The following is a 23899-nucleotide window of genomic DNA, read 5'->3' on the forward strand; positions in this document are numbered from 1 at the left end:
ATGTGCCGGTACTTGGCGTACCGGCGCTCCAAGAGCCGGGGAATGGGAACCCGGCGCAGGTCGCGCAGCGTCGATCCGACCCGACGTTTCACTAACGCCGCCGCGCCCGCCGGATCGAGGTGGGCCCCGCCCACCGGCTCCGGGATGATCTCGTCGATCACCCCGAGGCGGTGGAGATCGTGCGCCGTCAGCTTCAGCGCTTCGGAGAGCGTTTCGGCCTGCGTGGCGTCCCGGTAGAGAATCGCGGCCGCCCCCTCGGGTGAGATGACCGAATAGACGGCGTGCTCCAGCATCAGGACCCGGTCGGCGACGCCCAGCGCCAGCGCGCCGCCGCTGCCTCCCTCACCGATGATCACGGCGACGATCGGGGTGGGCAGGCCGACCATCGCCGCCAGGTTGCGGGCCAGCGCCTGCGCGATGCCCCGCTGCTCCGCCTCGTAGCTCTGGTTGGCTCCGCGCGTGTCGATGAACGTGATGACCGGGATCTGAAACTTCGCGCCCAGGGTCATGAGTCGCAGCGCTTTGCGATACCCTTCTGGATTCGCCATCCCCCCATACAGGGACGCCGAATCTGCCGCGGTGCGCCACCGTTGATGCCCCACGATCACGACCGGGTCGCCGTCCAGCTCCGCCAGCCCTCCGACGACGACGGGATCGTCACCGCCCTGGCGATCCCCATGCAGCTCGACGAACCGCGTCGTCATGGCGGCGGCGTAATCCAGGGTTTGAGGACGCGCCGCGTGTCGCGCGAGCCGCACCTGGTCCCACGCCGGGAGCGCGGTGATCACTGGAAGCGATGCGCTCTCCTTGTCGGGACGCCGCCTCTGCTTCCCCGGGCTGAGATGTCCGACCAGGTAGGCCACGGTTTCCCGGAGCCCCGCGCGGGGCACGATCAAATCGATCAACCCCGCGCGCATCAGCGTTTCGGCGCGATGGGAATCGGGCGGCGCCGGCGTCCCGGTGGTCTGCTCGATGACCCGCGGGCCGACAAACCCGATCTGCGCCCCCGGCTCGGCGATGATCACGTCCCCAAGCGAGGCGAAACTGGCGGTCACGCCGCCGAAGGTGGGATCCGTGAGGATCGAAAGAAACGGCAGCCGCTCACCGTCGTGGCGCCCCGCCGCCGCGGCGACTTTCGCCATCTGCATCAGCGAGAGCATACCCTCCTGCATTCGCGCGCCCCCGCTCGCGGCGACGCTGACCAGCGGGATACGGCGCCGGGTGGCGTACTCGAACGCGTTGGCCACCTTCTCGCCCACCACGGAGCCCATCGTGCCGCCGAGGAACTCGAAATCGAATACCACGAGGACGACCCGGCGGCCGCCGATCCGGCAGAATCCTGCCGTGACGGCTTCGCGCAACCCGGTCTGCCTGCGCGCTTCCACCAACCGCTCCCGGTACGGCCTGCGGTCCATAAACTGGAGGGGATCGACGGAGACCAGGTTCCGGTCGACCTCGCGAAAGGTGCCCCGATCCGCGAGCATCGCGATCCGCGCGGGCGATGGCATGGGGAGGTGCCGCCCGCACCCGGCGCAGATGTACAGCCGTTCTTCGAGCGCCCGTACCGGATGCGCGAGGCCGCAGGCGGGACACTCTACGACCGTTTGGACGCGACCGGCGCCGCGGAACATCTCAAATCACTCCATCGCGGCGCAGGGCGGAGATCTCCGCGGTGTCGCACCCAAGTTCGCGAAGCACCGCCTCCGAGTGCTCGCCGAGCACCGGCGGGGGCGCGACGACTCCTCCCGGGGTCTCGGAGAACTTCACCGGCACTCCGTTGACCCGGATCCGGCCAGCGCGGGGATGCTCGACCTCCACGACCATCTCCCGGTGGCGGACTTGAGCATCTTCCATCACCTCATTCATCCGGTAGATCGGGCCGGCCGGCACCCCGGCTCGGAGCAGCCGCTCCACCCATGCGGCCGTCGTCCTGCGCGCAAACACCGGCATCAGCATATCGATCAGGACCCCTCGATGGCGCACCCGGTCGGCGTTGGTCGCGAAGCGCGGATCCGTGGCGATCGGGGTTTCCAGGGCCTCGCAGAATTTGTGCCAGAGCCCCTCGCTGCCCACCGCGACGTTGACAAACCCATCCCGGGTGGGAAAGGGCTGGTAGGGGACGAGGTTGAGGTGGGCCGAGCCGACGCGCGGCGGGTTCTCGCCGGTGGCGAAGTAGTTGGCGCCCATGTACGTCATCCACGCCACCTGGCCGTCGAGCATTGCCGCATCCACCCACTGGCCCGTCCCGGTTCGTTCACGGACTCGCAGCGCGGCCAGAATCCCGTACGCTGCGAACATCCCGGCGCAGATGTCCGCGATGGCGACGCCGACGCGCATCGGCGCGCCGTCGGGCTCGCCGGTGATGCCCATGATCCCGCCCATGCCCTGCACGATCAGGTCGTACGCGGCGCGCTCCCGGTACGGCCCCGTCTGTCCGAACCCGGAGATCGAGCAGTACACCACCCGCGGGGCCATCTCGCGGACGGTCGCGTAGCCGAGCCCCAACCGGTCCATCGTGCCCGGCCGAAAGTTCTCCACGAGCACGTCCGCGCGGCAGGCAAGGCGCAGTAGCAGATCGCGGCCCCGGCGGTCTTTCAAGTTCAGGGCGAGGCTCTGCTTGTTCCGGTTGATGCTGAGGAAGTAGGCACTCTCGCCGTCGTAGAATGGCGGCCCCCACCCGCGGGTGTCGTCGCCGCCGTCTGGGGTCTCGACCTTGACCACCCGGGCGCCGAGGTCGGCGAGCATCATGGTGCAGTACGGGCCCGCCAGCGCACGCGTGAGGTCCACCACGATCAGGTCATCGAGCGGGCGCACGGTCGGTTACCGCTGCACGAACGCAAAGCACCGGCAAAACGCTGCCTCCCCGCCCTTGAACCGGAACGGGAAGGCGCCGAACCAGACCCGCATGTTCAGGACTTCATCGATCATCCCGCCGACGTTCTCGACGTGGAACACCCCCTTGGGGAAGAGGTACGTGTGGGTGGCCTGGTAGGCCTTGGGCCACGGAAACGCCTTGTCGATGGGCATGCCGATCTTCTTCTCCACCTCGGGGACGAGGTCGGGGCGAGCCCGGCGGACGTTGGTATTAAATGGATGGTCCGTGGAGATCGCGTCGATGGCCAGCCAGCGGATCCCCCGATCGAGCACCCAGTTGCAGAACTCGAGCTGCGGACCGGGATGCTTGAGGAACGCCCGCGGAAGGTTCGGCTTCTCCCGGTTGCGGGCCTTGTACCAGTCCTCGTTGTAGTAATGGTGATAGCCGGTGTGGATCACCAGGATGTCCCCGCGCTGGATCCGGGTCTTGTACTTGCGCTCCCACATCTCGAAGTGCGTGGGCCCGTAGATATCGTAGTCCCCGATGTCGAACTGCGCCAGGTCCACGATGCAGGCCGGTCCGAACAACTCTTCCAGTGGGATCCCCGCGACATCGGGGCCGGGGTCGTTGAAGTGGAGGGGGGAGTCGAGGTGGGTTGCGATGTGATTGGTGCTGCTGATCAGCTGCGCATTGACCCCTTCAAACGCCATCTTCTTGACCCACTTGACCGTCGGCCCTTCATAGTAGGCAAACGGCGGTGAGTCCACGCTGAAGTTTTGCGAAAGGTCCAGCACGCGAAACCGGCTCATATCCACGGGCTTGACCGCCATCCCAGCACCCCTTCCTTTGCCCGAGATTGACCCGCTCACCCGACCGCGTCTCACGTTACCGCCCGAGTGCTGCGGCCATCGCCTCCACCGCCTCCTCGAAGCACATCCGTGGAGGCCGGACGAGGCCCGCGCCGATCTGTCCGACTCCCGCCCGGCGATGCGCGATGCCGGTGTTGATCCGGGGCAGGATCCCGGTCCGCACCACCTTGCGGATGTCGATCCCTGTCGGCGTGCCGCGAAAGTCGAGCGGGGGGATCTTGAACACCGGGTTCTCCGCAACCGTGATCTCGTACATCTCGAGGGTCGACGTCATCGCATCGCGGGCCGTCCCGCTGACGAACGTCACGATCGCCGGAGCCGCCGCCATCGCGAAGGCCCCGATCCCGGCGGTTTCGGTGATCGTGGAGTCGCCGACGTCCGGGTTGGCGTCGGCGGGGCCGAACCCCGGGAAGTAGAGCCCGACCGGCGTCTCCGCCGGGGCGGTGAACCACCGGTCTCCAAGACCGCTCACGCGGATCCCGAATTCTGTGCCGTTCCGCGCCATCGCCGTCACCAGCGTGCTTCCCTCGATCCCGTGGGCGGCATCCATCGTCGCCTTGCAGGCGGCCATCACCGGGTTCAGGACGGCCAGGTCATTGGCGGCCAGGTACCGGAAGACCTCGCTCTGCCGGTCCGTGGACAGGCCCGCGCGGACCAAGTGCGGCGCCAGCCACCGCCCGAGCAGTGCCGATCCCGCCCGGTTGCGGTTGTGACCTTCATCCCCCATCTGCAGCGCCTGGGCGATCAAGGTCTTCATATCGATCCCGCCGGCAAGTTCGAGCGCACGACCCAGCGCTGGGGCCAGGGTCTGCTCCATCCACCGCAGGCGATCGAGGACGTCCTGGCCGTACGCTCCGTAACGGAGAACTTTTCCGTAGCCTTCGTTGAGCGTCGAGTACGCACGGTTCCCCGCGGTCCGGTTCTCAACGATGCACACCGGCATCGACGGCGACACGATCCCCGCCATCGGCCCCACGGCCCCGTGGTGATGGCACGGATCGAACCGGACCCGCCCTGACTCGACGAGCGCCACGGCTTCGTCCTCCGTCTCCGCGCGCCGCTCGTAGAGAAGCGCCCCGATCACGGCGCCCCGCACCGGGCCCGACATCCGATCCCAGGTGATGGGCGGGCCGGCGTGCAGCAGCACATCGTCTGCCATCCCGGGGATCACGTCCCGGGCGCGGCCGACGCCGACGAGCATTGGGGCCGCATCCAGGACCCCCTGGATGGCTGCCGCGTTCGCGTCATCGATCCGTGTCATTCCAGCCTGTCCAGTAACTCGAGCATCGCGCGGTTCCCCTCCGCCGGCGGGCGCCAGTCCACGTCGATCACCGCCGCCGACTGAGCCCGGAGGCTCTCGGCGAAGCGCGCCAGCCCCACGTTGACGACGCGGGGCGCTCCCGCAAGAAGCGTGGGCGCGTCGCCGGCCGTAGCCCCCTCCGGCTGGGACCACGGGGCCGCGGGCTTCGCCCGCGGCACGCGGGGCGAGATCCGGGTCCACATCTCGTCACCCTCTGTCCCTCCGGCGACGATCGCGCCTGCCAGCGCCGCCGCCCTGGCGTTTGTGTCCTCGACAAGCACACCTGCGGTCGCAAGGCGCTCGACTTGGCGCGCGCGGTTCTGGGGATCCGCGTCGGTGCCGCAGACGCTGGCGACGACCGCGAGTTCGCGGCCCGCCGCGCGCGCCGCGGTGCATGCCGCGCTGATCGCCGGCGCAAGCGCGCCGGCCGGATCGGGATGAACGCCCTCTCCCAACACGACGTCGAGCAGCAGCACCGCGACCTCCGGATCCGCCGCCTCTTGACCGAGCCGCCCGGCGCGAAGCGTCATGTCGAGCATGGGGTGCAGGCGACCGACCGTGAATTCGTCCGCCCCCAGGTCGAGCACCGAATGGGCGAGGCTGCGCCCGAGTGATGTGAGCGGCCGAGCCTTCCCCATCGGTACGTTGGTGTACAGCGGCCGCAGGGCGGATTCCAGGAGCCACACGGTTTCGGCGCACAGCGTGCCGCCGCAGAACAATCCCCGCAGGTACCGCTGTGAGGCCCCCAGGCGAGATCGCGCGACCGCGGCCCGCTCTTTCGCCGCCTGAAACCACCCGCCCCCTTCCCCATCGAGGTCGCGCGGCGCTCCTCCGGCGAGCCGAACGGCCAGGATGCCCGCCTCCTCCAATGTTGAGACGGGGGTCAGCGTATCGGGCACCTCGTGGAGCGGGACAGACCCGACGAACGCCACCACGACGGGCTTGCCCACGCCGGCCGCGTGCGCGAGAAGACGCCGGGCGACCCCGGGATCGGGGGGCTTCGACACGAGCACCACGACCGTTGTCGAGGGGTCTTGCCTAAGCAGGGTCAGGCCGTCGAGCATTGTGGCCCCCCCTACTGCTTCGCTCGAGTCCCTTCCCCCGGCGCCGAGCGCGTGCGAGACGCCACCGCCCAAACGGTGAATCGTCGACATGACCTCCTGCAGGCCCGTGCCCGCGGCTGCCACCAGTCCGATCGGGCCGCGCCGGACGCGGTTTGCGAACCCGAGCGCGATTCCCCCGACGAAGGCCGTCCCACAATCCGGTCCCATGCAGAGGAGCCCACGCGATCGGCTCGTCTGTTTGAGCCGAATCTCATCCTCGAGCGCGACGTTGTCGCTGAACACCATCGGGTGTAATCCCGCGGTGGCGGCTTCGCGGGCGACGCGCGCCGCGAACCGGCCGGGGACCGAGATCAGCGCCAGGTTCGCACCCGGGAGCAGGCGCGCGGCCGTGGCGATGGTCCGCGGGCGATACGTCTGGTCTCCGGGATCGGTCGCCGGCCGAACACGGAGCAATCCGTCCAGCGACGAGAGCGCGGCCTCCACGTGCTGCGCGGTGTCTCCGGAAACGGCCACGACAAGGTCGTCGGCGGAAGCGGACGCGCTCCTGACGTCCAGGCCCGCCTCGCGGAGCAACTCGAGGTTCGCCGGGGTCCCCATGACCACCCCGGCCTCGACGATCCCAGGGAGGCTGCGTAGAGCCTGCTGTGCCTGCATGAGGGTGATGGAGTCGTAGTAGGCGCTGCGCCGGACGGCGCTCCTGACGATCATCCCAGGTGAGGTCGCCTCAACTCCGCAGGGACCGCCCGGCGCCGGCCGGTCCTCGGCATCGCGCGCGGCCTACTTGACCTTTTGAGCCATCTCCCAGATGGCGTGGGTATAGGCGCTGTCGGATGCGGGCTTCTTGATCACGCCGAACCGGAGGGCGATCTCGGCGGTCCGCCGAAACGCCGCCGGCTCCATGTACCCGATGCGGTGCGCCGGGGCCGGAGGCCCCCAAATCAGCTTGTTCACCTCAGCCATCATCGTCGACTGGTGCTCCTTGGTCATGACACCCGTGGCGTCCTGTTTGAGGACGATATCGACACAGTCCGCGGGATGGTCGCGGCAGAAGACCCATCCCTGGAACGATGCGCGCAGCACCCGGGTCGCGATCTCCTTGTTGCGCGCGTCCTTGAGCCACGATTCAGTCGTAAAGATCCCGTCCTCGAGCATCGCGGTGCCTTCTCGGTTAAAGTCGATCACGACGAGGTCCGTGGGTTTGACGCCGGCTTCGAGGACCTGATGATATTCGTTGTAGGTCATGGCCGCAGCCGCCGCCACCTGGTGGTTGAGCAGGAGGTTCATGTCAAACGGCTGCTTCACCAGTGTGAGATCTTTGTCCCGGTTGAGGTGGTACTTATCCAGGGTGGCGAGCAGTTCAAACTCATTGCCGCCGAACCAGACGGCGACCTTCTTGCCGCGAAGGTCACTCACGGTCTTAATGCCGGTGGACTTGAACGCGATCTCCCGCATCCCGCTGTACTGGTACACCTGGGCGACATTGATCAGCGGTGTCCCCTGCTCTCGGGCTGAGAGGAGGCTCGGCAGCCAGTCGATCCCGAATTGAGCGCCCCCTCCCGCGACGACCTGCTCGGGGATGACGTCGGGGCCGCCCGGTTTCACGGTCAGGTCCAAGCCGGCGGCATCATAGTAGCCCTTCTCCTTGGCCGCGTAGTACCCGGCGAATTGGGCCTGCGCCACCCACTTGAGCTGGAGCGTTACCTTGTCCTTGGCCGCCCCTCGTACATCGTTGGCGCCCGCCCCAAGCAGCGCCGTAACCAGTACCAGGCCGACCGCGAGACGCGCCCTCGTCCCCGTCCACATCCGGCTCATCCTCCCTGTACGCTCTTCGCGGTGAGATACGTGACGGCACGATGGTTCCCCTCTGCGGCCGCGCCCATAGGACCCGTGCGGGCCACTAGCGGCGAAGCGCCACGTGCCACGGCATCAGCAGCCGCTCGAGGGCGGCAATGACGAGATAAAAGGCAATCCCGAACCCACATGCGACAACGATCGCCCCCCACGCCTCGCGGGTGTGAAACAACGCGGTCTGGGAAATGATGTACACGCCGAGCGACCGCGCGAACCCGCCGAAGAACTCTCCCACGACGGCGCCGATCATGCTGAGGGACGCGGAGACTTTGAGCGCAGTAAAGATGAAGGGCAGCGCCGCCGGAATACGGAGCTTCATGAAGACCTGGCGGCGGGAGGCGCCATACGAGCGCATCAGCTCGAGGGCGGCCGGGTCCGGCGAGCGCAGGCCGCGGATTGTGGTGATCATCGTCGGAAAGAACGTCATCATGGCGACGATCGCCACCTTGCTCCCCTGCTCCACTCCGAACCATACAATCGCGAGCGGAGCGAACGCGATGATCGGAACGGAATTGGCGGCGATCGAGAAGGGAAGGACCGCGTCCGCCACCGATGCCCAGCGGACGCTTGTGAGCGCGACCAGGATCCCCAGTCCGCACCCGACGCCAAAGCCGGCGAGCGCCTCTTGGGCCGTGTACCAGGCGGCACCAAGGAGGAAGGCGGCGTTCGCCGCGAGGGTGCGGGCGATCTCCGACGGGGCCGGAAGAAGATAAAACTGGATCCCGAGCGTCCGCACGGTCGCTTCCCATGCGACGAGGGCAAACACAAAGACCCCGATGGGCGGGAGGGCGCGGCGGACACGCTCCGGTGCCCCGGCGCCCGCCATCAGGCTTCCCGGAGGGCCGAGCGGACCTGGGTGACCAGCGCGAAGAAGCGGGGCGATTCGCGCGTCGCTACGTTCCGAGGGTACGGGAGATCGATCTCTACGATGCGCTCGATCCTGCCCGGACGCGGGGTCAGGGCGATCACCCGTGAACTGAGGAACACCGCTTCGGGAATGCTGTGCGTCACAAACACAACGGTGTTGTGGGTCTGTGCCCAGATCGCCAGCAGTTCCTGGTTCATCCGCTCGCGGGTCAATTCGTCGAGGGCCCCGAACGGCTCATCCATCAGGAGGATCGGAGGACTGAACGCCAGCGCCCGCGCGATGCTCACGCGCTGCTGCATCCCACCGGAGAGCTGCCATGGGTAGTGGGCCTGGAACTGCTCGAGGCCCACCAGTCTGAGCATGCGGTCGGCGCGCGCGGTCCATTCGTGACGCGGGAAGCTCATCACTTCCAGCGGGAGTTCGACATTGCGGCGGACCGTCCGCCAATCGTACAACACCGGTGACTGGAACACGATCCCGTAATCGCGGGCCAGCCGGGCCTCGCGGGGGGGCTTCCCGTTCACGTGCACCACACCTTCGGTCGGGGTGATGAGATCCCCTATGATCCGCAGGAGAGTGGACTTGCCGCATCCAGATGGGCCGATCAGCGACACAAACTCCCCAACGGAGATCGCCAGGGAAATGTCGTGCAGCGCAACCGTATGGACGGCCCCGGCGTCGAACCGCTGGCTGACGTGCTCCACGACGATCATCGGCGCCGGCGCGGGGCCTGGCATCCCCCCGCTCACGCGGACTCACCGTCTGCGACGGACTGCTGTCCGCGCACCACCAACCGCTCCACTTCCACGATGAGGAAGTAAAAGACCATCCCCAGGAGCGCCGCCACCAGAATCGCCGCCCACAGGTTGGTCGCCCGGAACGTATAGTATTGGGCTGCGTTGATGATCACGACCCCCAGGCCGGCCGCCGATCCCACGGGCAGCTCGCCGATGATCGCGCCGACGACGCTCGCAGTCGCCGAAATCCTGAGGGCCGTGAACAGATACGGCACCGAGGCCGGAAGCCGCAACTTGAAGAACACCTGGCCCGGCGTGGCGCCGTATGATCGCATCAGGGCGAGGGCATCGGGCGGCACCGCGCGCAGGCCGCGCAGCACATTGATCGTCACGGGGAAGAAGGTCAAGTAACTGGCGATGATGGCCTTGCTGATCCAGCCCGTTCCGAGCCAGACGACGACCATCGGCGCGATGGCCAGGATCGGTACGGTCTGCGAAGCCACCACGTACGGCAGGAGCCCCCGCTCCGCGAATGGCCAGTGGATGAACGCCGCGGCGATGACAAACCCGGCGAGCCCGCCCATAAGGAATCCGGCGAGCGCTTCGCCGCCGGTGACCAGGGCATTCCGCCCGAGCGCGGTAAGCCAGAGTTCACCGCGACCTGTCCGCCGGAACAGTTCCCCCAGGATCGCGTACGTATGCGGCAGTTTGAAGTCGGGGATACTGAAGGCCGCTTTCACGAGCTCCCACAGGAGCATCCCGCCGATGATCACCCCCGCAACAGGAATCACATGGGCGGCAACCGCGCGGAGGCGGTGGCTCAAATGCGGTGGCCGCGGCCGTCCACGAGCCCCTTGCAGCTTAAGGCTTCCGTGTCCTCGAGTGCCTCCACCTGATGCGGCACGTTTGGCGGCGCCAGGAATCCCTCGCCCGGCCCCAGGTCGCTGGTCTGCCCATCGATGGTGACCCGGAGGCGCCCGGTAACCACCACCATGACCTGCTCCTGGGGGTGCGCATGAGGGACCGCTCCCTCGCCCTTTCCGAAGTGTAATTCTCCCACCTCGATTTGGGTCCCGGTGAGGAGCGGGCCGAACGCCTTCGAGTACTTAGGGGTCACGTATTCGCTTTTGATGTCGGAGAACCGGAACACCGGCATACAGTCCCTCCTAGGGCGCCTGATCGCGTACCGGCGCCGCCGCCGACCAGCCTTTGCTCCCCTTGCCTTCGACGAGGTTCTTGCTGCTCAGGAACTCGCTGTCCTCGAGCGCGCGGACCTCGTGTACGACATTCGACGGGATGTGCGCGACGTCGCCCGGTTCCAAGATGCGCTCTACCTCGTCCACGCGGGCCCGCAGCTTCCCCCTTAGCACGACGATGATCTGCTCATTGGGATGGCGGTGGGGGTCGGCGCCCGTGCCCTTGGCCATGGCGTACCTACCGACCTCGATCACGTCTCCGGTCACGGTCCCGCCCGCGGCCGTCGAGTAGTGAGGAGAAATCGTCTCCTGCGGAAGCTGCTCGAACCGGAAAAATGGCATCACGTGCCCTCCAAGAACGCGAATCGATCCCTGATGTGCGTGGCGCCCGGTGGTCCCCCTTCTCCACGCACACGCTTGACCCAGTACAATCGCGCGATCGACCACGCCACCGCGGGCCGGACCCGCGTCAAGTGGATGCTCCTCCCGCTGACGCCGGTGACGGTTCCGCGATCTTGCAGATACCGAATATGGAACTCCTCGGGCGGAAACGGAAGTTCCACCCAGAGGCTCACCGGCTCGCGCGCCTGGAGCGCGGCGAGCAACGCCGGATCAATCTTCTGGCGGGCGCCGGCGTACGAGTAAGTGGACCAGCCGGCCCAACACACGGCTAGGGTCCCCAGGAAGAGGATCGTTCGGTGCAGGTACCATCGCCGCGGAGCCCTCGCCCGCCCCTCCCTCAATGGTACATCCCCCACCGGACGACGGTGGCGCGCTCGATCGGAACCAGGATCAAGCCGTCCATGGCGATCGCGACGACCCCGATCACGAGAACGCCCGCCAGGATAATGTCGGTCCGGAGATAATTGGCCGCGCTGAAGATCATGTACCCCAACCCCTGAGTGACCGCCACGAGCTCGGCCGCGATCAACGCCCGCCAGCCGAACCCGAGCCCAAGGCGGATCCCGGCCACGATTCCGGGGAGGGCCCCCGGGAGCAGGACATCCCGGAGGGTCTGCCATCGGGACGCGCCCAAAGTCAGGATCGCCTGCTCGTACAAGCGGGGCACCCCGCGGACGCCCACCAGCGTGTTGAAGAACACGGTGAAGAAGATACCGTTCCCGATCACAAACAGGACGGTCTTCCAGGTGAGCCCGAACCAGGTGATCGCGAGGGGCAGCCACACGATCCCCGACAGGGCATTGAAAAACCCCGCGAGGGGTTCCACAAAGACGGCGAGAGGACGGCTGATCCCCACGAGGACGCCGATCGCGATTCCGGCGGTCCCGGCGACGGCCATGCCGAGCACCAGCCTGGTCACGCTGGTGCCGAGGTGTCCGAGGAGCGTTCGGTCCCGAATCCCATCGACCAGGACGCTCGCGACCGCCGCGGGAGAGGCGAGCGCGAACGGTTTGACCACACCGCTCGCGGTGAGACCGTACCAGACGGCAAAGATGACCCCGAAGGAGAGGCATCCCCGGCCGATCGCCATGCCGATCCGGAGCCCGCGCAGGGGCCGCGGCCCGGCGCCGAACTCCGGGTGGGCGGCGGCTACCGGTATACCAGTCCCCATCGCTCGATCGTCGCCTCCTCCAGCGGGCGGAGGAGGAAGTAATCGGTCAGATACCAGAGGACGCCGATCGCGATCATCCCCGCGATGATGCGCGCCGTGAGGTGAAATGTCTCGGCTTTGAAGATCAGGTACCCGAGCCCGCCGCTCCCCACGACGATCTCGGCCGCGATCAGGGCCCGCCACCCGTAGGCGATCCCCAACCGGATGCCCCCGACGATGTAGGGGATCGCGCCGGGCAGCAGAACCTGGAACACGACCTGCCGCCAGTTCCCACCCAAGGTCAGGACCGCGTACCGGTACAACCGCGGCACCGTCCGCACGCCCAGCATGGTGTTGAACGCGACCGGAAAGACGAGCGTGTACCAGACGGCCACGACGATCGTCTTGTCGGAAAAGCCGAACCAGATCAGAAACAACGGGAGCCAGGCGATCCCCGAAAGCGATTGGAAGAAGCGCAGCGGCGGGTTCATGACGTTGGCGATCCCCTCGTGAAGGCCCATCACGAATCCTGCGACGATCCCGAGCGCCACGCCCGTCGCCCCGGCCAGCAGGATCCGCCGCGTCGTTTCCGCGGCGTAGGCCGGCAGGATGCCCTTCGCGATCGCGTCGCCGAACGCCCGTGCCACCGCAAACGGAGACGGCAGCACATCCTCCGGCCACCGGGCCGCGGCGGCCACGAGCGCCCAGACGACCGCGAAGAGCACGAACGGGGCAAGCGCCTGACCCGCCGCAAACGCCGTCCTCCTTGTGACCGCGCCCCACCCCGACGGCCGGCCCGACGTGAGTCTCCCGCCCGGACCAATCATGCCTGCACCGCCTCCGCCGTGCGGTCCTGCGCGTCGAACTCCTCCCGGATCATTTTCAGGATCTCCTGCCGGTACCGGCCGAACCGCTCCTCTGTCCCCAGGACGTCCCACCGGCGGTGTTCCCGGGGAATCTCGATCACCACGGAGGCCTTGATTCGTCCGGGGCGACGGGTCAACACCACGACCCGGTCGCCGAGGATGATCGCCTCGTCGACGCTGTGGGTCACAAACACGATTGTCTTTCGCTCGTTAAGCGCGATCCGGACGAGCTCCTCCTGCATTACGTTCCGGGTCTGGGCATCGAGGGAGGCAAACGGTTCGTCCATCAGGACGACCTCGGGATCGGCAGCGAGCGTCCGGGCGACGGCCACGCGCTGGCGCATGCCCCCGGACAGCTCATGAGGGTACTTCTGTTCAAACCCGCTCAGCCCCATCAGCGCGACGTACCGCCGGATCGTCTCGTCTTTGATCCGGCGCGGCGTGCGCGCGATCTCGAGGCCGTGCCCGATGTTCCCCGCCACGGTGCGCCACGGCAGGATGGCAAACTCCTGAAACACCATCCCCCGATCCTGACCGGGCCCCACCACCTCGCGTCCGTCCAAGAGGATCCGGCCGCCCGTCGGGCGGGTGAGCCCGGCCACGAGATAGAGCAGCGTCGACTTGCCGCAGCCGCTTGGCCCGACGAGACAGACGAACTCCCCCTGCGGCACGTCGAGCGAGAGCCCGTCCAGAGCCCGCACCCGCTGCCACGTGTTCGGGTTGAAGTACTCGTGGACGATGTTCTCGATGTGGATCTTCGGTGGCGGCATCCTCAATTAAGCGCTGTTCTTGGACTTTTGGACGATTTCCTACCCGTCGCAAATCGGTCCGAATATCCGGGTAGCGCAGATCGTCCGCCGCAATCACGAACCTCCCCTGGGCGCGGGCTCACACCAAGGGCGTAGACAAACGGGGACGCGATACATGAGAATTGGCTCTGATGGACAATTCGCTTCTCCGGCGAAACCCACCCCCCATCCTTACAGTACGATTGTTTCCCGGGCTTCTGACGGGACTACTGGACCTGTTGGCGACACTCTCCGGTGACGACTGGACCACACCAATACCAAAGAAATCATGGTCCGTGAAGGACGTTGCGCTTCACCTCTTGAGCGGTGACATAGGGATCCTATCTCGTCGGCGCGACGGCTACGTGAGCGCCGCACCGAAAACCACAGACTACCGAGAACTCGTTGAGTTTCTGCGGACGCAAAATGACACCTGGATTCGAGCTGCACAACGAATCAGTCCCGGCTTACTCCGTGGTCTTCTGGGGTTTACCGGCCGGCAGGTGCAGGACTATTTCGAATCTCTCGACCCGAACGCCTCAGGAGAATCTGTGAGCTGGACGGGGCCGGGAGCAGCCCCCAACTGGCTTAATATTGCTCAAGAGTATACCGAGCGATGGCACCATCAACAACATATAAGAGAAGCGTTGGCGAGACCCGGATTCATGGAAGAACGGTTCCTCAGGCCCGCACTCGATACGTTCATACGAGCTCTTCCGCACACTTATCGGGATGTTCGGGCGCCGGAAGATACAGTCATTCAGGTCACCATCTCCGGAGATAGTGGCGGCGTGTGGTTGCTCGTGCGCGAGCGAAACAGGTGGGGTCTCTATATAGGTAGCGCGGGGAGGCCACGTGCCGCGGTTGTGCTCCCCCAAGAGATTGCATGGAAGCTATTCACAAAGTGGGCGACCAAAGATGAGGCATTGCGGGCATCAGAGATTCAAGGCGAGAGATCGCTGGTGTTGAGGGTCTTTGATATGGTCTCGGTTATCGCCTAGGGTCCCAACGATTGTTCATTGTCTTATGATGATGTGGTCGGGTTGCTTTCGGAAACGGAAATGGATCCATTCCAATGGCGACGATGCGGGCGGAGGGCAGATGGTGCTTCGCGTGGCCCTACTCCAGATGACGGCAACCGGGGCGGACCAGGAGGCGAATCGCCGGAAGGGCGACGCCTGCTGCCGGGAGGCGAAGGCGCGGGGAGCCGACATCGCCCTCTTCCCGGAGATGTGGAACATCGGGTACACGTTCTACTCAGGATCTCCTGACGATCCAGCCGAATGCCAGGCGCGCGCTGAGTGGCAGGCGCAGGCGATCGACCAGGGCGCCCCATTCTTCACGCGCTTCCAGCATCTCGCCCGGGAGCTCGAGATGGCCATCGGGCTCACCTATCTTGAGCGCTGGCCGGAGGCGGCGCCCCGAAACACTATTTCGATCATTGACCGGCGAGGCAAAGTCGTCTTGACGTACGCAAAGGTCCACACCTGCGACTTCGCACGTGAGGCCGCGTGTACACCAGGCGAGGATTTTTATGTCACGCGGCTTGACACCGCGCAGGGGGCTCTCAATGTGGGGGCTATGATTTGTTACGACAGGGAGTTCCCCGAGAGCGCCAGGATCCTTATGCTGAAGGGCGCCGAGCTGATCTTGGTACCCAACGCCTGCGAGATGGAGATGAACCGGCTCTCGCAGTTGCGCGCCAGGGCCTTTGAGAATATGGTGGGGATTGCGCTCGCGAACTATGCCGCCCCACAGCACAATGGCCACTCCGTCGCTTTCGATGGCATAGCCTTCGATGCTGAGGAACGATCCCGCGACATGTGTCTGCTTGAGACTGGCGAAGAGGAGGGAGTCTACCTCGCCAGCCTCGATCTCGACGTGCTGCGGAAGTACCGGGAGCGAGAAGTCTGGGGCAACGCCTTCCGCCGCCCGCACCGTTATGACGCCCTCGTCTCAACGCAGATCCGAACGTTTATTCGGAGGTGAGCTCCGTGGGTCAGCTGGCACCACGGAGGCGCGTCGCGCCGTGCCGTCTCCGCCGCCGTTGCGCGGGGCATCTATAGGAAGCACCGGGGACAGATTCCGCTGTCCCCGCGATAAGTGGGAGGACAATGGCGACACACGCAGTCGAGCCGGCTCCAGCCTCGGGGCCTGGATCGCCGGGGCAGGCGGTGCCGATCAAAGACGCGTTGCGCTTTGGTTGGCAAGCGCTGACGCGCCGTCTGGGCTTTCTGGCCGCATGCTCGTTCATCATCGCCCTGGTGACCAACGTCCTGGTGTGGCTCCGCCCGCCGGCTCCGGCCGTTCCTTCGTTCTCCTGGTCGCATGATGGAGTCTGGATGCTCATTGATTTCTGGGTCGGCACGTTCTTCTGGATAGGCTTTGTCAATGCCACGTTGCGGATTTGCGACAATCGGCCGGCGAAACTGGCCGACCTCATCTCGGCGCCTTCGCGGGTACTCCGCGGCTTCATGGCCTCACTCCTCTACTTCGTGCCCATGGTTGTGCTTATGGTGGCCCTCAGCGTGCTCATCACGTTCGTCTCACTCATGCTCGCGTTCGGGCTCTCGCATGATGTCGACAAGCTCCTCTCACGTGTGGAGGACGTTCTCTTGCTGCTGCTGGGCGGCGGGGTCGGCCTTGCCGTGCTGATTCTCGCAGTGATCAGCGCGACGCGTTCGCTCGTCAATCGGCAGTTCTTCGGCCACCTGCTTGTCGATGAGGACCTAGGAGTCGTCGAGTCGATGCAGCGCAGCCGGACGATCGCGCGTCCTGTCTGGCGTCGGCTTCTCCTCTTTGACACCGTCCTGACGATTGGCAGCCTGCTCGTCGTCGCGGTGACCTACCTTTCCGTCTCGTGGCTCGACCCCACGCCACTTCCCGCACCGTTCCGGCATTCGGTCGTGCCACTGCCTAAGATCGTGCGTGACGTCCTGGTTGTAGGCATAGGCTTCCTCGATTCCCTCGCGGCGTGGCCGCTCCTCATTGCCCACACCTTTGTCTACCGGCTTCTCGTCAACCCTGCAGGATCTCCGGCGCCTTACGATCCTCCGTGGGCAGCCCACGGCCCGCGAGAATGAACGCGATGCGTGACACCAGATGAAAGTGATTCACCGTAGCCCTTATTGACATGTCGCGAATTGATCGGTGGAGCGGACCAGTGCCTGGGTGATGCCCGGATCGTCGCCGGCATGCCCCGCATTGTCAACGACGACCAGCTCGGCGCGCCGCCAGACGCGGTGGAGGTCCCAGGCCCACGCGATCGGCGCCTGAAGATCAAAGCGTCCTTGCACCATGGTCCCAGGGATACCGGCCAGCGAGCCGGCGCCGCGGAGCAAGCTGCCGTCCTCGAGCCACGCGTTGTGTCGTACGTAGTGGGTGACGAGGCGCGCAAACGCCATCGCGAAGGCAGGATCGGTGAACCGGGTGGACAGTCGAGGTACGGGAGGCCACGCGAGGGTGGCGGACTCCCACGTACACCACTCCACGGCGGCGCGCTCGCGAACCACGGGGTCGGGATCGTGCAGCAGCCGGTGGTAGGCCTCGACGATGTCGCCATCGCGGTCGGCCACCGGCACCATAGCGCGGAGACGCTCCCACTGCGCTGGGAACAAAACCGCCGCACCGCCACGAAACCACCAATCGAACTCCTTGCGCCGTCCCGTCGTGACACCGAACAAGATCATCTCCGCGACCCGATCCGGATGCGTTTCGGTGTAGGCCAGGGCCAATGTGCTGCCCCATGAGCCGCCCAACACCAGCCATCGGTCGATATCGAGGCGGCGACGCAGCCGTTCGATGTCCGCGATCAGGTTCGACGTGGTGTTGCGCGCGAGGTCGGTGTCAGGTGCGCTTGCGTGTGGCGTGCTTCGCCCGCACCCCCGCTGGTCCAAGAGCACGATGCGGTAGGCGCTTGGATCGAACAGTCTGCGGTTCCAGTTCGTACATCCCGAGCCGGGGCCGCCGTGGAAGACCACGGCCGGCTTACCGCGCGGACTGCCGCATGTCTCCCAATACACGCGATCGCCGTCACCCACCGCCAACATGCCGTGGTCGTACGGGTCGATCTCGGGATAGAGGCCTGGCATGGCGATTGTTGGCTGCTACTTCTTGTCCTTGCTGATATAGATGTACGGCAGCATGTCGGCTTTGGAGGGACGCTGCCAGCCGAGAATGCCGAGTTTGTTGCGCTTGAGGATCTCACCCTTGACCCACGGTTTCCAAAGCTGCATCACCGTCGGGTGCCACAGGAAAACGGCCCCCGGGTCCCGCACCAACACGTCCTCCGCCCGGCGATAGGTGGCGCAGCGCTGGGCCTCGCTCATGCTGGAGTTCGCATCATTCACCAGCTTGTCGTAGTCCGCGTTGGCCCACGGGTGGCGGCCGCCGGACCTGTAGATGTTCATGAAGTTGCTGGCATCGAAGTAGTCGTATTCCCACGGGATCAAGACGATCGGCGACTCGTACTTGTTGAGCCGGTCCATGAAGAGCTTCCGCTCCAGGTTCTGCACGCCCATCTCCACGCCGAGATTTTGCTTGATCATGGCCTGGATCGCTTCGCCCGCCGTCTGCACCGTCGGGGACGCGGCGCGCAGCATGAGATCGTACTTCGGGAATCCCTTCCCGCCCGGATAGCCGGCTTCGGCCAGGAGGCGCTTCGCCTGTTCGGGATTGTACGCCATGGCGCCCTTGAGGCGGGCCGGGTCGGCGCAGTGGAATCCCGGCGGCAGCATCCCGTACGCGGGGGCGGCCATCCCCCGCCACACCGACTTGATGATGGCGTCCCGGTCCACGGCCATCGCGAACGCCCGGCGCACCCGCGGATCCTTGAAGGCGGTCTGATCCCCGCCGAAGGCGATCCACCAGGTCTGATAGTAGGGCCACGTGTAGCTTTCGCTCTTGAGCTTGGGGTCGGCCTGAATCTTGGCGACATCCGACGGCGAGAGCGAGCCTTCGTAGATCCACGGGATCGCATCGATCTCCCCGCCGAGGTACGCGGGGAACAGCGTCTCGTCGCGGCCGATTTTGTAGACGATCCGCTCGAGGTAGGGCTTCCGGATCCCCCGGTACATCGGATTCGCCACGAAGACGAGCTGCCGGTCCCGCTCCCAGGAGGCGAGCTTGAATGGGCCGGCCGATACCGCGGTGGCGGGAGAGGTGGACCAGGAGTCTCCCACCTTGCTCACAATGTGCTGGGGGACCACATAGAGGTCGCTGATGAGCATCGGCAGGTACGGGGTCGGTTCGTTGGTGGTGATCTGCAGGGTGGTCGCGTTGACCGCGATCACGCCGATTCGATCCAGCAACGCTTTGCCTTCATTGGCGTCCTTAAAATTCTTGATCGACGCGAAATACCAGGCGACATCGTGGCCGGTCTCGGGGTTCGCGACACGCTTTATCGTGTACTCAAAGTCCTGGGCCGTGAGCGGCGCGCCGTCCGACCATTGGAGACCCGGCCGCAAGAAGAACGTCCACGTGCGGCCGTCCGGCGAGATCGTCCACCGCTCCGCCGCCAGCGGTTTGATGTCGGCATTGATATCCTGCCGGACCAGCGGGTCGCTCATCAGCCCGGGTTGCCACTGGCTCTTTTGAACGGTTTTGCTCCAGTCGATGTACGTCCCCTCCCGCCCCAGCAGCGTGAGCACCTGCCCCGACGGCGGAGCGGCATCGCTGGGCAGGCTCGTCCCCACCGCATTGACGGCCGCCGCCCCCACGATCGAGCCCGACGAGACGCCGAACGTCGCGCACGCTACCCCCAGGCAAACGATTGCCGCGAGCCAGCCGGTGTGACGCACTTGTTGTCTCACGATCCTCCCCCTTTCTATTCTCGAGTCACTCTATGTCCGTACCGACCGCGGGTCCAGCACATCGCGCAACCCGTCTCCCAGCAGCACGAACCCCGCCATCGTGAGGGCGATCATCACCGCGGGGAAGAACGCCAAGTGCCAGTAGAAGCGAATATCGTTGACGCCGACCCCGACCATCTGCCCCCAGCTTGGGGTCGGCGGCTTGATCCCGATCCCGAGAAAGCTGAGCGCGGCTTCCGTGAAAATGGCCTGCGGGATGCCGAGCGTCACCGCGACGATTGCGGGGGCGAGCAGGTTCGGAAGGATGTGGCGGAGCACGACGCGGATCTCCCCCGCGCCCTCCGCCCGGGCCGCCTCCGCGTACTCCTGCTCGCGTTCTCGAAGGCTCTGCGCGCGGACCAGCCGGCAGATCGGGATCCAGGCGTGGAGGCCGATGGCCAGCAGGATGTTCCCCAGGCCGCTGCCGAGGGCCACCATGATCAGCAGCGCGAACAACAGCTGGGGGAAGGCGGTGAGCGCGTCGACCGCCCGCATGACGGCAAAATCTACCCGACCGCCAAGCACGCCGGCGGCGAGCCCCAGCGGCAGCCCGACGCCAAGCGCGATAGCCTGGGCGGTAAAGCCGACCAGCAGAGACACCCGCGATCCGTAAATCACGCGGGAATAGACGTCGCGTCCGACCCCATCGGTCCCCATCCAGTGGCGAGACGAAGGAAACTGCCAGGCGTCCCCAAAGTCGGTGCGGTCATAGCGGGCCGGAGTGATCCACGGAGCGACGAGCGCCAGGAGGGCCAGCAGGATCACGATGGCCGCGCCGGCGAGCGCCATCCGGTTCCGAAATGCACGCCGCGCCCAGGCCTGCCGGCCGCGCGCGGCCTGAGGCAGCAGCAGGGCGACCGGAGTCGGGCCGGGCGCGGTCTGGGTCGTCATCTCAAACGTACCGAATCCGCGGATCGGCGAGCAGGTACAACAAGTCGCTGGCGAGATACGTCACACTGATGAGCAGCGTGCCGAGGAGCGCGAGCCCCATGATCATAGGATAATCGCGATCGTACACGCTCGTCACAAAGAAATGACCGAGTCCGGGGACGCGAAAGATGCCTTCTACGAACAGCGACCCGGTGAGCAGGTCCGGCACCAGCGGGCCGATGATGGTGATCAACGGAATCATCGCATTGCGCAGGACGTGCCGGAGCACGACCCGCTGTGCGCTGAGCCCCTTCGCCCATGCCGTGCGCACGTGGTCGGCGGTAAGGACTTCAAGGACGCTGACGCGCGTGTACCGCGCGACCACTCCGAGCGGAGCCAGGCTGTAGGTGAGCACGGGCAGGATCCAGTTCCGTGGGGTCTCCCATCCTCCGGCGGGGAGCCATCCCAACAGGGTGCTGAAGAGCAAGACGAGGAGGCTGCCGAGCACAAAATGGGGCGCGACAAGTCCAAAGAGCGCGACTCCCGTCGCCAAGTAATCGGTCGACGTATTTTGTCGGAGCGCGGCGCCCACCCCGAGACCCAGCCCGCCGACCAAGGCGATCCCAAGCGCCATGCCCCCCAGATGCATCGTCACCGGCCACACGTGCGCCAGCAGGCCGATGACCGACTCTCCCGGCCGCTGATAGGAGACCCCGAAATTCAGGTGCGCGGCGTTCCACAGGTACAGGACGTATTGCTGCCACAGAGGACGGTGAAGTCCGAAGCTCCGCATGATGTTCGCCTTGCTCGCGGGCGAGAGGGGCATCTTGTCCTCATCGAACGGCCCCCCCGGGATGGCATGCATCAGCACAAAGACGAGCAGCGAGATAATCAGCAACGTTCCCGCGATCGCGGCAACCCTCGAGACCACGTAGCGGCCCATGCGCTACCCTCTATCGGAACGGTTGGTCGCCGGCACCAACCACCGCATAGTTTCGCCCCGATGAATGAAGCAACCCTTTTGGCTGAGACGAGATCAAACCGTGGTTCGTTGCTGAACCGAGGGATGTGGCTCCGGGCGGGGTTGGGTCCAGCCCGTGTGAATCTTCGCCTGCACCGCAGCCTCTAGCGCACCGGTTTGAGATCCGCAAAGAACTGGGGCATCTCGTGCATCGCCTTCTCGACCAGAGCCATGTTCAGCCCCTGCGAAAAGTCGACCGGCTGCTTGATCCGCCCGAGGGCGAGCAGAGCACGCTGCTCCAGGTCGGCCGCCGTAAGCGTATTGCGGCTGAACCGCGGATCGAAGTTCATGTACGTGACGGCCTTCTGAGCCGCGGTGGGATCGAGTCCTTCGATCCACCGCGTCGCGATCTGCGCCGCTTCAACCTGGTGATGGCGAATGTACCACTCAGACTCCGCAAACCCGTCGACCAGTTGCTGCATGACCTCCACGTTCTTCTTAATGAAGTCGTCGGATGACCCCACATAAAGGTCATACCCGACGTAGCCGCCGCCCCGGAGGACGACGTAGGTCCCGGGGATCTGCTGCAGAATCATCGTCCCGTACGGCTCCCACGTCACCTCGGCATCGACGCCGGCGGCGCGCATCACCGAGACGTGGTTCGGCGCGGGGACGTTGACGAAGGTGATGCGGTCGGCGGCGATCTTCTGTCGGCTCAATACGGCCCGGAGGTAGGCCTCGCCGGTGCCCGCGAGCACCATCCCAACCCGCTTCCCCGTCAGATCCTCCACGTGCACCCTCCGGATCCCGGTGCCCTCTCGGGCTGTGATCGCAAACATATCGTCGTAGTAGACACGCGTCGGATCGCCCATGACGACGACAAGCGCCACGAGCCGGATCCCCGCGTTGTAGGCGGCCGCCATTGTCGTGGGGCTTAGCGTGAGGAACTGCGCGTCGCCCCCTTGGAACGCCCGCATCACCTCTGCCCCGGAGTTCAGGACCTTGAGCTTCAGGTCGACCCCATGCTTGACGAAGATCCCCTTCTCGACGCCGACGAACTCCGGCAGGTGATTCATGTTATTGACGGTCGCCAGGGTGAACTGGCGCGGCGCCTGCCCGGAGGCGACGGGCGCCAGCCCGACCAGCGCCACCAGCGCTCCGACAAGAACGCCGATCCTCGGCCACCGCTCCTCCCGCATCGCGCACCCCCCTTTCACCAACCCGCCTCGGCGCGAGCCCTCAGTGCACCGGCTTGAGGTCGGCGAACATCTGCGGGGTGTCCCGCATGACTTTGTCGAGGTAGCTCGTGTCGATCGCCTTGGACAGGTCCGCCCCCTGTTTGATCCGCCCCCGGTCGATCATCACCTTATCGACCACCGCCTGGGCTCGCAGGATGTTCGCGCTGAACCGCGGATCGAAGTCCATGTAGGTGATCGCCTTCTTGGCCGCGGTGGGATCGAGCCCTTCGATCCACCGCGTCGCGATTTTCGCGGACTCGGCCGCGTGCTGGCGGACGTACCAGGCGGCTTCCACAAACCCGCGCACGAGCGCGTCCATGACGGCAGGGTTACGCTTGACGAACTCTTCGGGCCCCATCAGGTAGAGATCCCACCCGAGGTACCCACCCCCCCGGAGCACGACGTAACTGCCGGGGACCTGCTGCAAAATCATCGTCCCGTAGGGTTCCCAGACTACCTCGGCGTCGACACCGCCGTTCCGGAGGGCCGAGACGTGGTCCGGGGCCGGCACGTTGGCGAAATTGATCCGGTCGGCGGGGATCTTCTCTTTGGCGAGCACCGCGCGGAAATACTCCTCGCCGGTCCCGCCGACGATCATGCCGACCCGCTTCCCCACCAGGTCCTCGACGTGCAGTCGCCGAATGCCGCTCCCGGACCGGGTCAGGATCGCCAACGGGTCGTCATAATAGACGCGTGTTGCGTCCCCCATGACGACGGCCACCGCGACGAGCCGGACCCCTTGGTTCCACGCGGCCGACAGGGTGCTGTTGCCGATCGTGGCCATCTGCGCTTCGCCCGCCTGCAGCGCGCGTGTCGCCGAGGCGCCGTCGTTGAAGACCCTGAGCTTGACATCCACGCCGTGCTTGACGTAAATGCCTTTCTCGACCGCCACGAACTGCGGGACGTGGTTCATGTTGTTCACCGTGGCGATCGTGACCTGCGCCGGTCCCTGGCCCGACACGATCGGACCGACGCCGAGCAAGATGACGAACAGCACCCCCGCTGCGACCATGATCCGGTTCGCTCCCGCGCTGCGCATGGTCCCCTCCCCGCTGCCGGCGTTGCGTTCAGGCGG

The 23899-nt window shown here is 66.0% G+C and carries 24 protein-coding genes; 3 read left to right on the top strand and 21 right to left on the bottom strand.

Annotated elements, in window-relative coordinates; translation table 11 throughout:
* From accA to VFP86_21595, 15 genes are all read right to left on the bottom strand, one after another.
* The coding region (gene accA / locus VFP86_21525; GenBank protein HET9002229.1) for an acetyl-CoA carboxylase carboxyl transferase subunit alpha at positions 1 to 1631 on the bottom strand (1631 nt) is incomplete at its 3' end.
* A gap of 1 nt (position 1632) precedes the next feature.
* Positions 1633 to 2814: a CaiB/BaiF CoA-transferase family protein gene (locus tag VFP86_21530; GenBank protein ID HET9002230.1), complete on the bottom strand. Its 1182-nt coding sequence runs from the start codon at positions 2812 to 2814 to the stop codon at positions 1633 to 1635.
* Between the two features lie 6 nt (positions 2815 to 2820).
* Positions 2821 to 3645 (bottom strand): cyclase family protein, encoded by an 825-nt coding sequence (locus tag VFP86_21535; GenBank protein HET9002231.1) that lies wholly within the window; start codon positions 3643 to 3645, stop codon positions 2821 to 2823.
* A gap of 55 nt (positions 3646 to 3700) precedes the next feature.
* Entirely contained in the window at positions 3701 to 4945 is a 1245-nt protein-coding gene (locus VFP86_21540) for a DUF1116 domain-containing protein (GenBank protein HET9002232.1), read from the bottom strand.
* Positions 4942 to 6756 carry an acyl-CoA synthetase FdrA gene (gene fdrA, locus VFP86_21545; GenBank protein ID HET9002233.1) on the bottom strand — a complete coding sequence of 605 codons (1815 nt, stop codon included), beginning with the start codon at positions 6754 to 6756 and terminating at the stop codon, positions 4942 to 4944. The genes VFP86_21540 and fdrA overlap by 4 nt, the downstream gene beginning before the upstream one ends.
* Positions 6757 to 6825: 69 nt before the next feature.
* Entirely contained in the window at positions 6826 to 7851 is a 1026-nt protein-coding gene (locus tag VFP86_21550) for an ABC transporter substrate-binding protein (GenBank protein HET9002234.1), read from the bottom strand.
* 94 nt (positions 7852 to 7945) lie between these two features.
* On the bottom strand, positions 7946 to 8725 hold the full coding sequence (locus VFP86_21555) for an ABC transporter permease (GenBank protein ID HET9002235.1): 780 nt from the start codon (positions 8723 to 8725) through the stop codon (positions 7946 to 7948).
* Entirely contained in the window at positions 8725 to 9480 is a 756-nt protein-coding gene (locus VFP86_21560) for an ABC transporter ATP-binding protein (protein HET9002236.1), read from the bottom strand. Before VFP86_21560 ends, VFP86_21555 begins: the two co-directional genes overlap by 1 nt.
* 32 nt (positions 9481 to 9512) lie before the next feature.
* Positions 9513 to 10295, bottom strand: a complete 783-nt coding sequence (locus tag VFP86_21565) for an ABC transporter permease (GenBank protein HET9002237.1) — start codon at positions 10293 to 10295, stop codon at positions 9513 to 9515.
* Positions 10296 to 10324: 29 nt separating this feature from the next.
* Positions 10325 to 10660 (bottom strand): cupin domain-containing protein, encoded by a 336-nt coding sequence (locus VFP86_21570; protein ID HET9002238.1) that lies wholly within the window; start codon positions 10658 to 10660, stop codon positions 10325 to 10327.
* A gap of 10 nt (positions 10661 to 10670) precedes the next feature.
* A complete protein-coding gene (locus tag VFP86_21575) occupies positions 10671 to 11042 on the bottom strand; it encodes a cupin domain-containing protein (protein HET9002239.1) in 372 nt (123 codons plus the stop codon).
* Complete coding sequence (locus VFP86_21580) at positions 11042 to 11443, bottom strand: hypothetical protein (protein ID HET9002240.1); 402 nt, start codon at positions 11441 to 11443, stop codon at positions 11042 to 11044. The genes VFP86_21575 and VFP86_21580 overlap by 1 nt, the downstream gene beginning before the upstream one ends.
* Complete coding sequence (locus tag VFP86_21585; protein ID HET9002241.1) at positions 11440 to 12273, bottom strand: ABC transporter permease; 834 nt, start codon at positions 12271 to 12273, stop codon at positions 11440 to 11442. The genes VFP86_21580 and VFP86_21585 overlap by 4 nt, the downstream gene beginning before the upstream one ends.
* Entirely contained in the window at positions 12252 to 13079 is an 828-nt protein-coding gene (locus VFP86_21590; protein HET9002242.1) for an ABC transporter permease, read from the bottom strand. The genes VFP86_21585 and VFP86_21590 overlap by 22 nt, the downstream gene beginning before the upstream one ends.
* Positions 13076 to 13888, bottom strand: coding sequence for an ABC transporter ATP-binding protein (locus VFP86_21595; protein ID HET9002243.1), 813 nt, complete (start codon positions 13886 to 13888; stop codon positions 13076 to 13078). The genes VFP86_21590 and VFP86_21595 overlap by 4 nt, the downstream gene beginning before the upstream one ends.
* 257 nt (positions 13889 to 14145) lie before the next feature.
* On the opposite strand from VFP86_21595, the gene VFP86_21600 reads away from it, so the two are divergent.
* The 3 genes from VFP86_21600 (at position 14146) to VFP86_21610 (ending at position 16989) form a co-directional block, all read left to right on the top strand.
* Positions 14146 to 14907 (top strand): maleylpyruvate isomerase N-terminal domain-containing protein, encoded by a 762-nt coding sequence (locus tag VFP86_21600; protein HET9002244.1) that lies wholly within the window; start codon positions 14146 to 14148, stop codon positions 14905 to 14907.
* A 100-nt stretch (positions 14908 to 15007) separates the two neighbouring features.
* Positions 15008 to 15895 (top strand): carbon-nitrogen hydrolase family protein, encoded by an 888-nt coding sequence (locus tag VFP86_21605; protein ID HET9002245.1) that lies wholly within the window; start codon positions 15008 to 15010, stop codon positions 15893 to 15895.
* Between the two features lie 125 nt (positions 15896 to 16020).
* Positions 16021 to 16989 carry a hypothetical protein gene (locus VFP86_21610; GenBank protein HET9002246.1) on the top strand — a complete coding sequence of 323 codons (969 nt, stop codon included), beginning with the start codon at positions 16021 to 16023 and terminating at the stop codon, positions 16987 to 16989.
* 42 nt (positions 16990 to 17031) lie between these two features.
* Here the strand turns inward: VFP86_21610 and pip are convergent, their stop codons facing one another.
* The 6 genes from pip to VFP86_21640 all read right to left on the bottom strand — a co-directional run bounded on the left by pip (position 17032) and on the right by VFP86_21640 (position 23863).
* Positions 17032 to 17997, bottom strand: a complete 966-nt coding sequence (pip, locus tag VFP86_21615; protein HET9002247.1) for a prolyl aminopeptidase — start codon at positions 17995 to 17997, stop codon at positions 17032 to 17034.
* A 15-nt stretch (positions 17998 to 18012) separates the two neighbouring features.
* Positions 18013 to 19716: a peptide ABC transporter substrate-binding protein gene (locus VFP86_21620; protein ID HET9002248.1), complete on the bottom strand. Its 1704-nt coding sequence runs from the start codon at positions 19714 to 19716 to the stop codon at positions 18013 to 18015.
* Positions 19717 to 19746: 30 nt separating this feature from the next.
* Positions 19747 to 20646 carry an ABC transporter permease gene (locus tag VFP86_21625; GenBank protein ID HET9002249.1) on the bottom strand — a complete coding sequence of 300 codons (900 nt, stop codon included), beginning with the start codon at positions 20644 to 20646 and terminating at the stop codon, positions 19747 to 19749.
* Position 20647: 1 nt separating this feature from the next.
* Complete coding sequence (locus VFP86_21630; protein HET9002250.1) at positions 20648 to 21568, bottom strand: ABC transporter permease; 921 nt, start codon at positions 21566 to 21568, stop codon at positions 20648 to 20650.
* Positions 21569 to 21750: 182 nt separating this feature from the next.
* The gene (locus VFP86_21635; GenBank protein HET9002251.1) at positions 21751 to 22785 is read right to left on the bottom strand and encodes an ABC transporter substrate-binding protein; all 1035 of its coding nucleotides are present in this window, start codon (positions 22783 to 22785) and stop codon (positions 21751 to 21753) included.
* A gap of 40 nt (positions 22786 to 22825) precedes the next feature.
* On the bottom strand, positions 22826 to 23863 hold the full coding sequence (locus tag VFP86_21640; GenBank protein HET9002252.1) for an ABC transporter substrate-binding protein: 1038 nt from the start codon (positions 23861 to 23863) through the stop codon (positions 22826 to 22828).
* Between the last annotated feature and the right edge of the window lie 36 nt (positions 23864 to 23899).

Source organism: bacterium, from assembly GCA_035703895.1.
In the GTDB taxonomy this organism is placed as follows: domain Bacteria; phylum Sysuimicrobiota; class Sysuimicrobiia; order Sysuimicrobiales; family Segetimicrobiaceae; genus Segetimicrobium.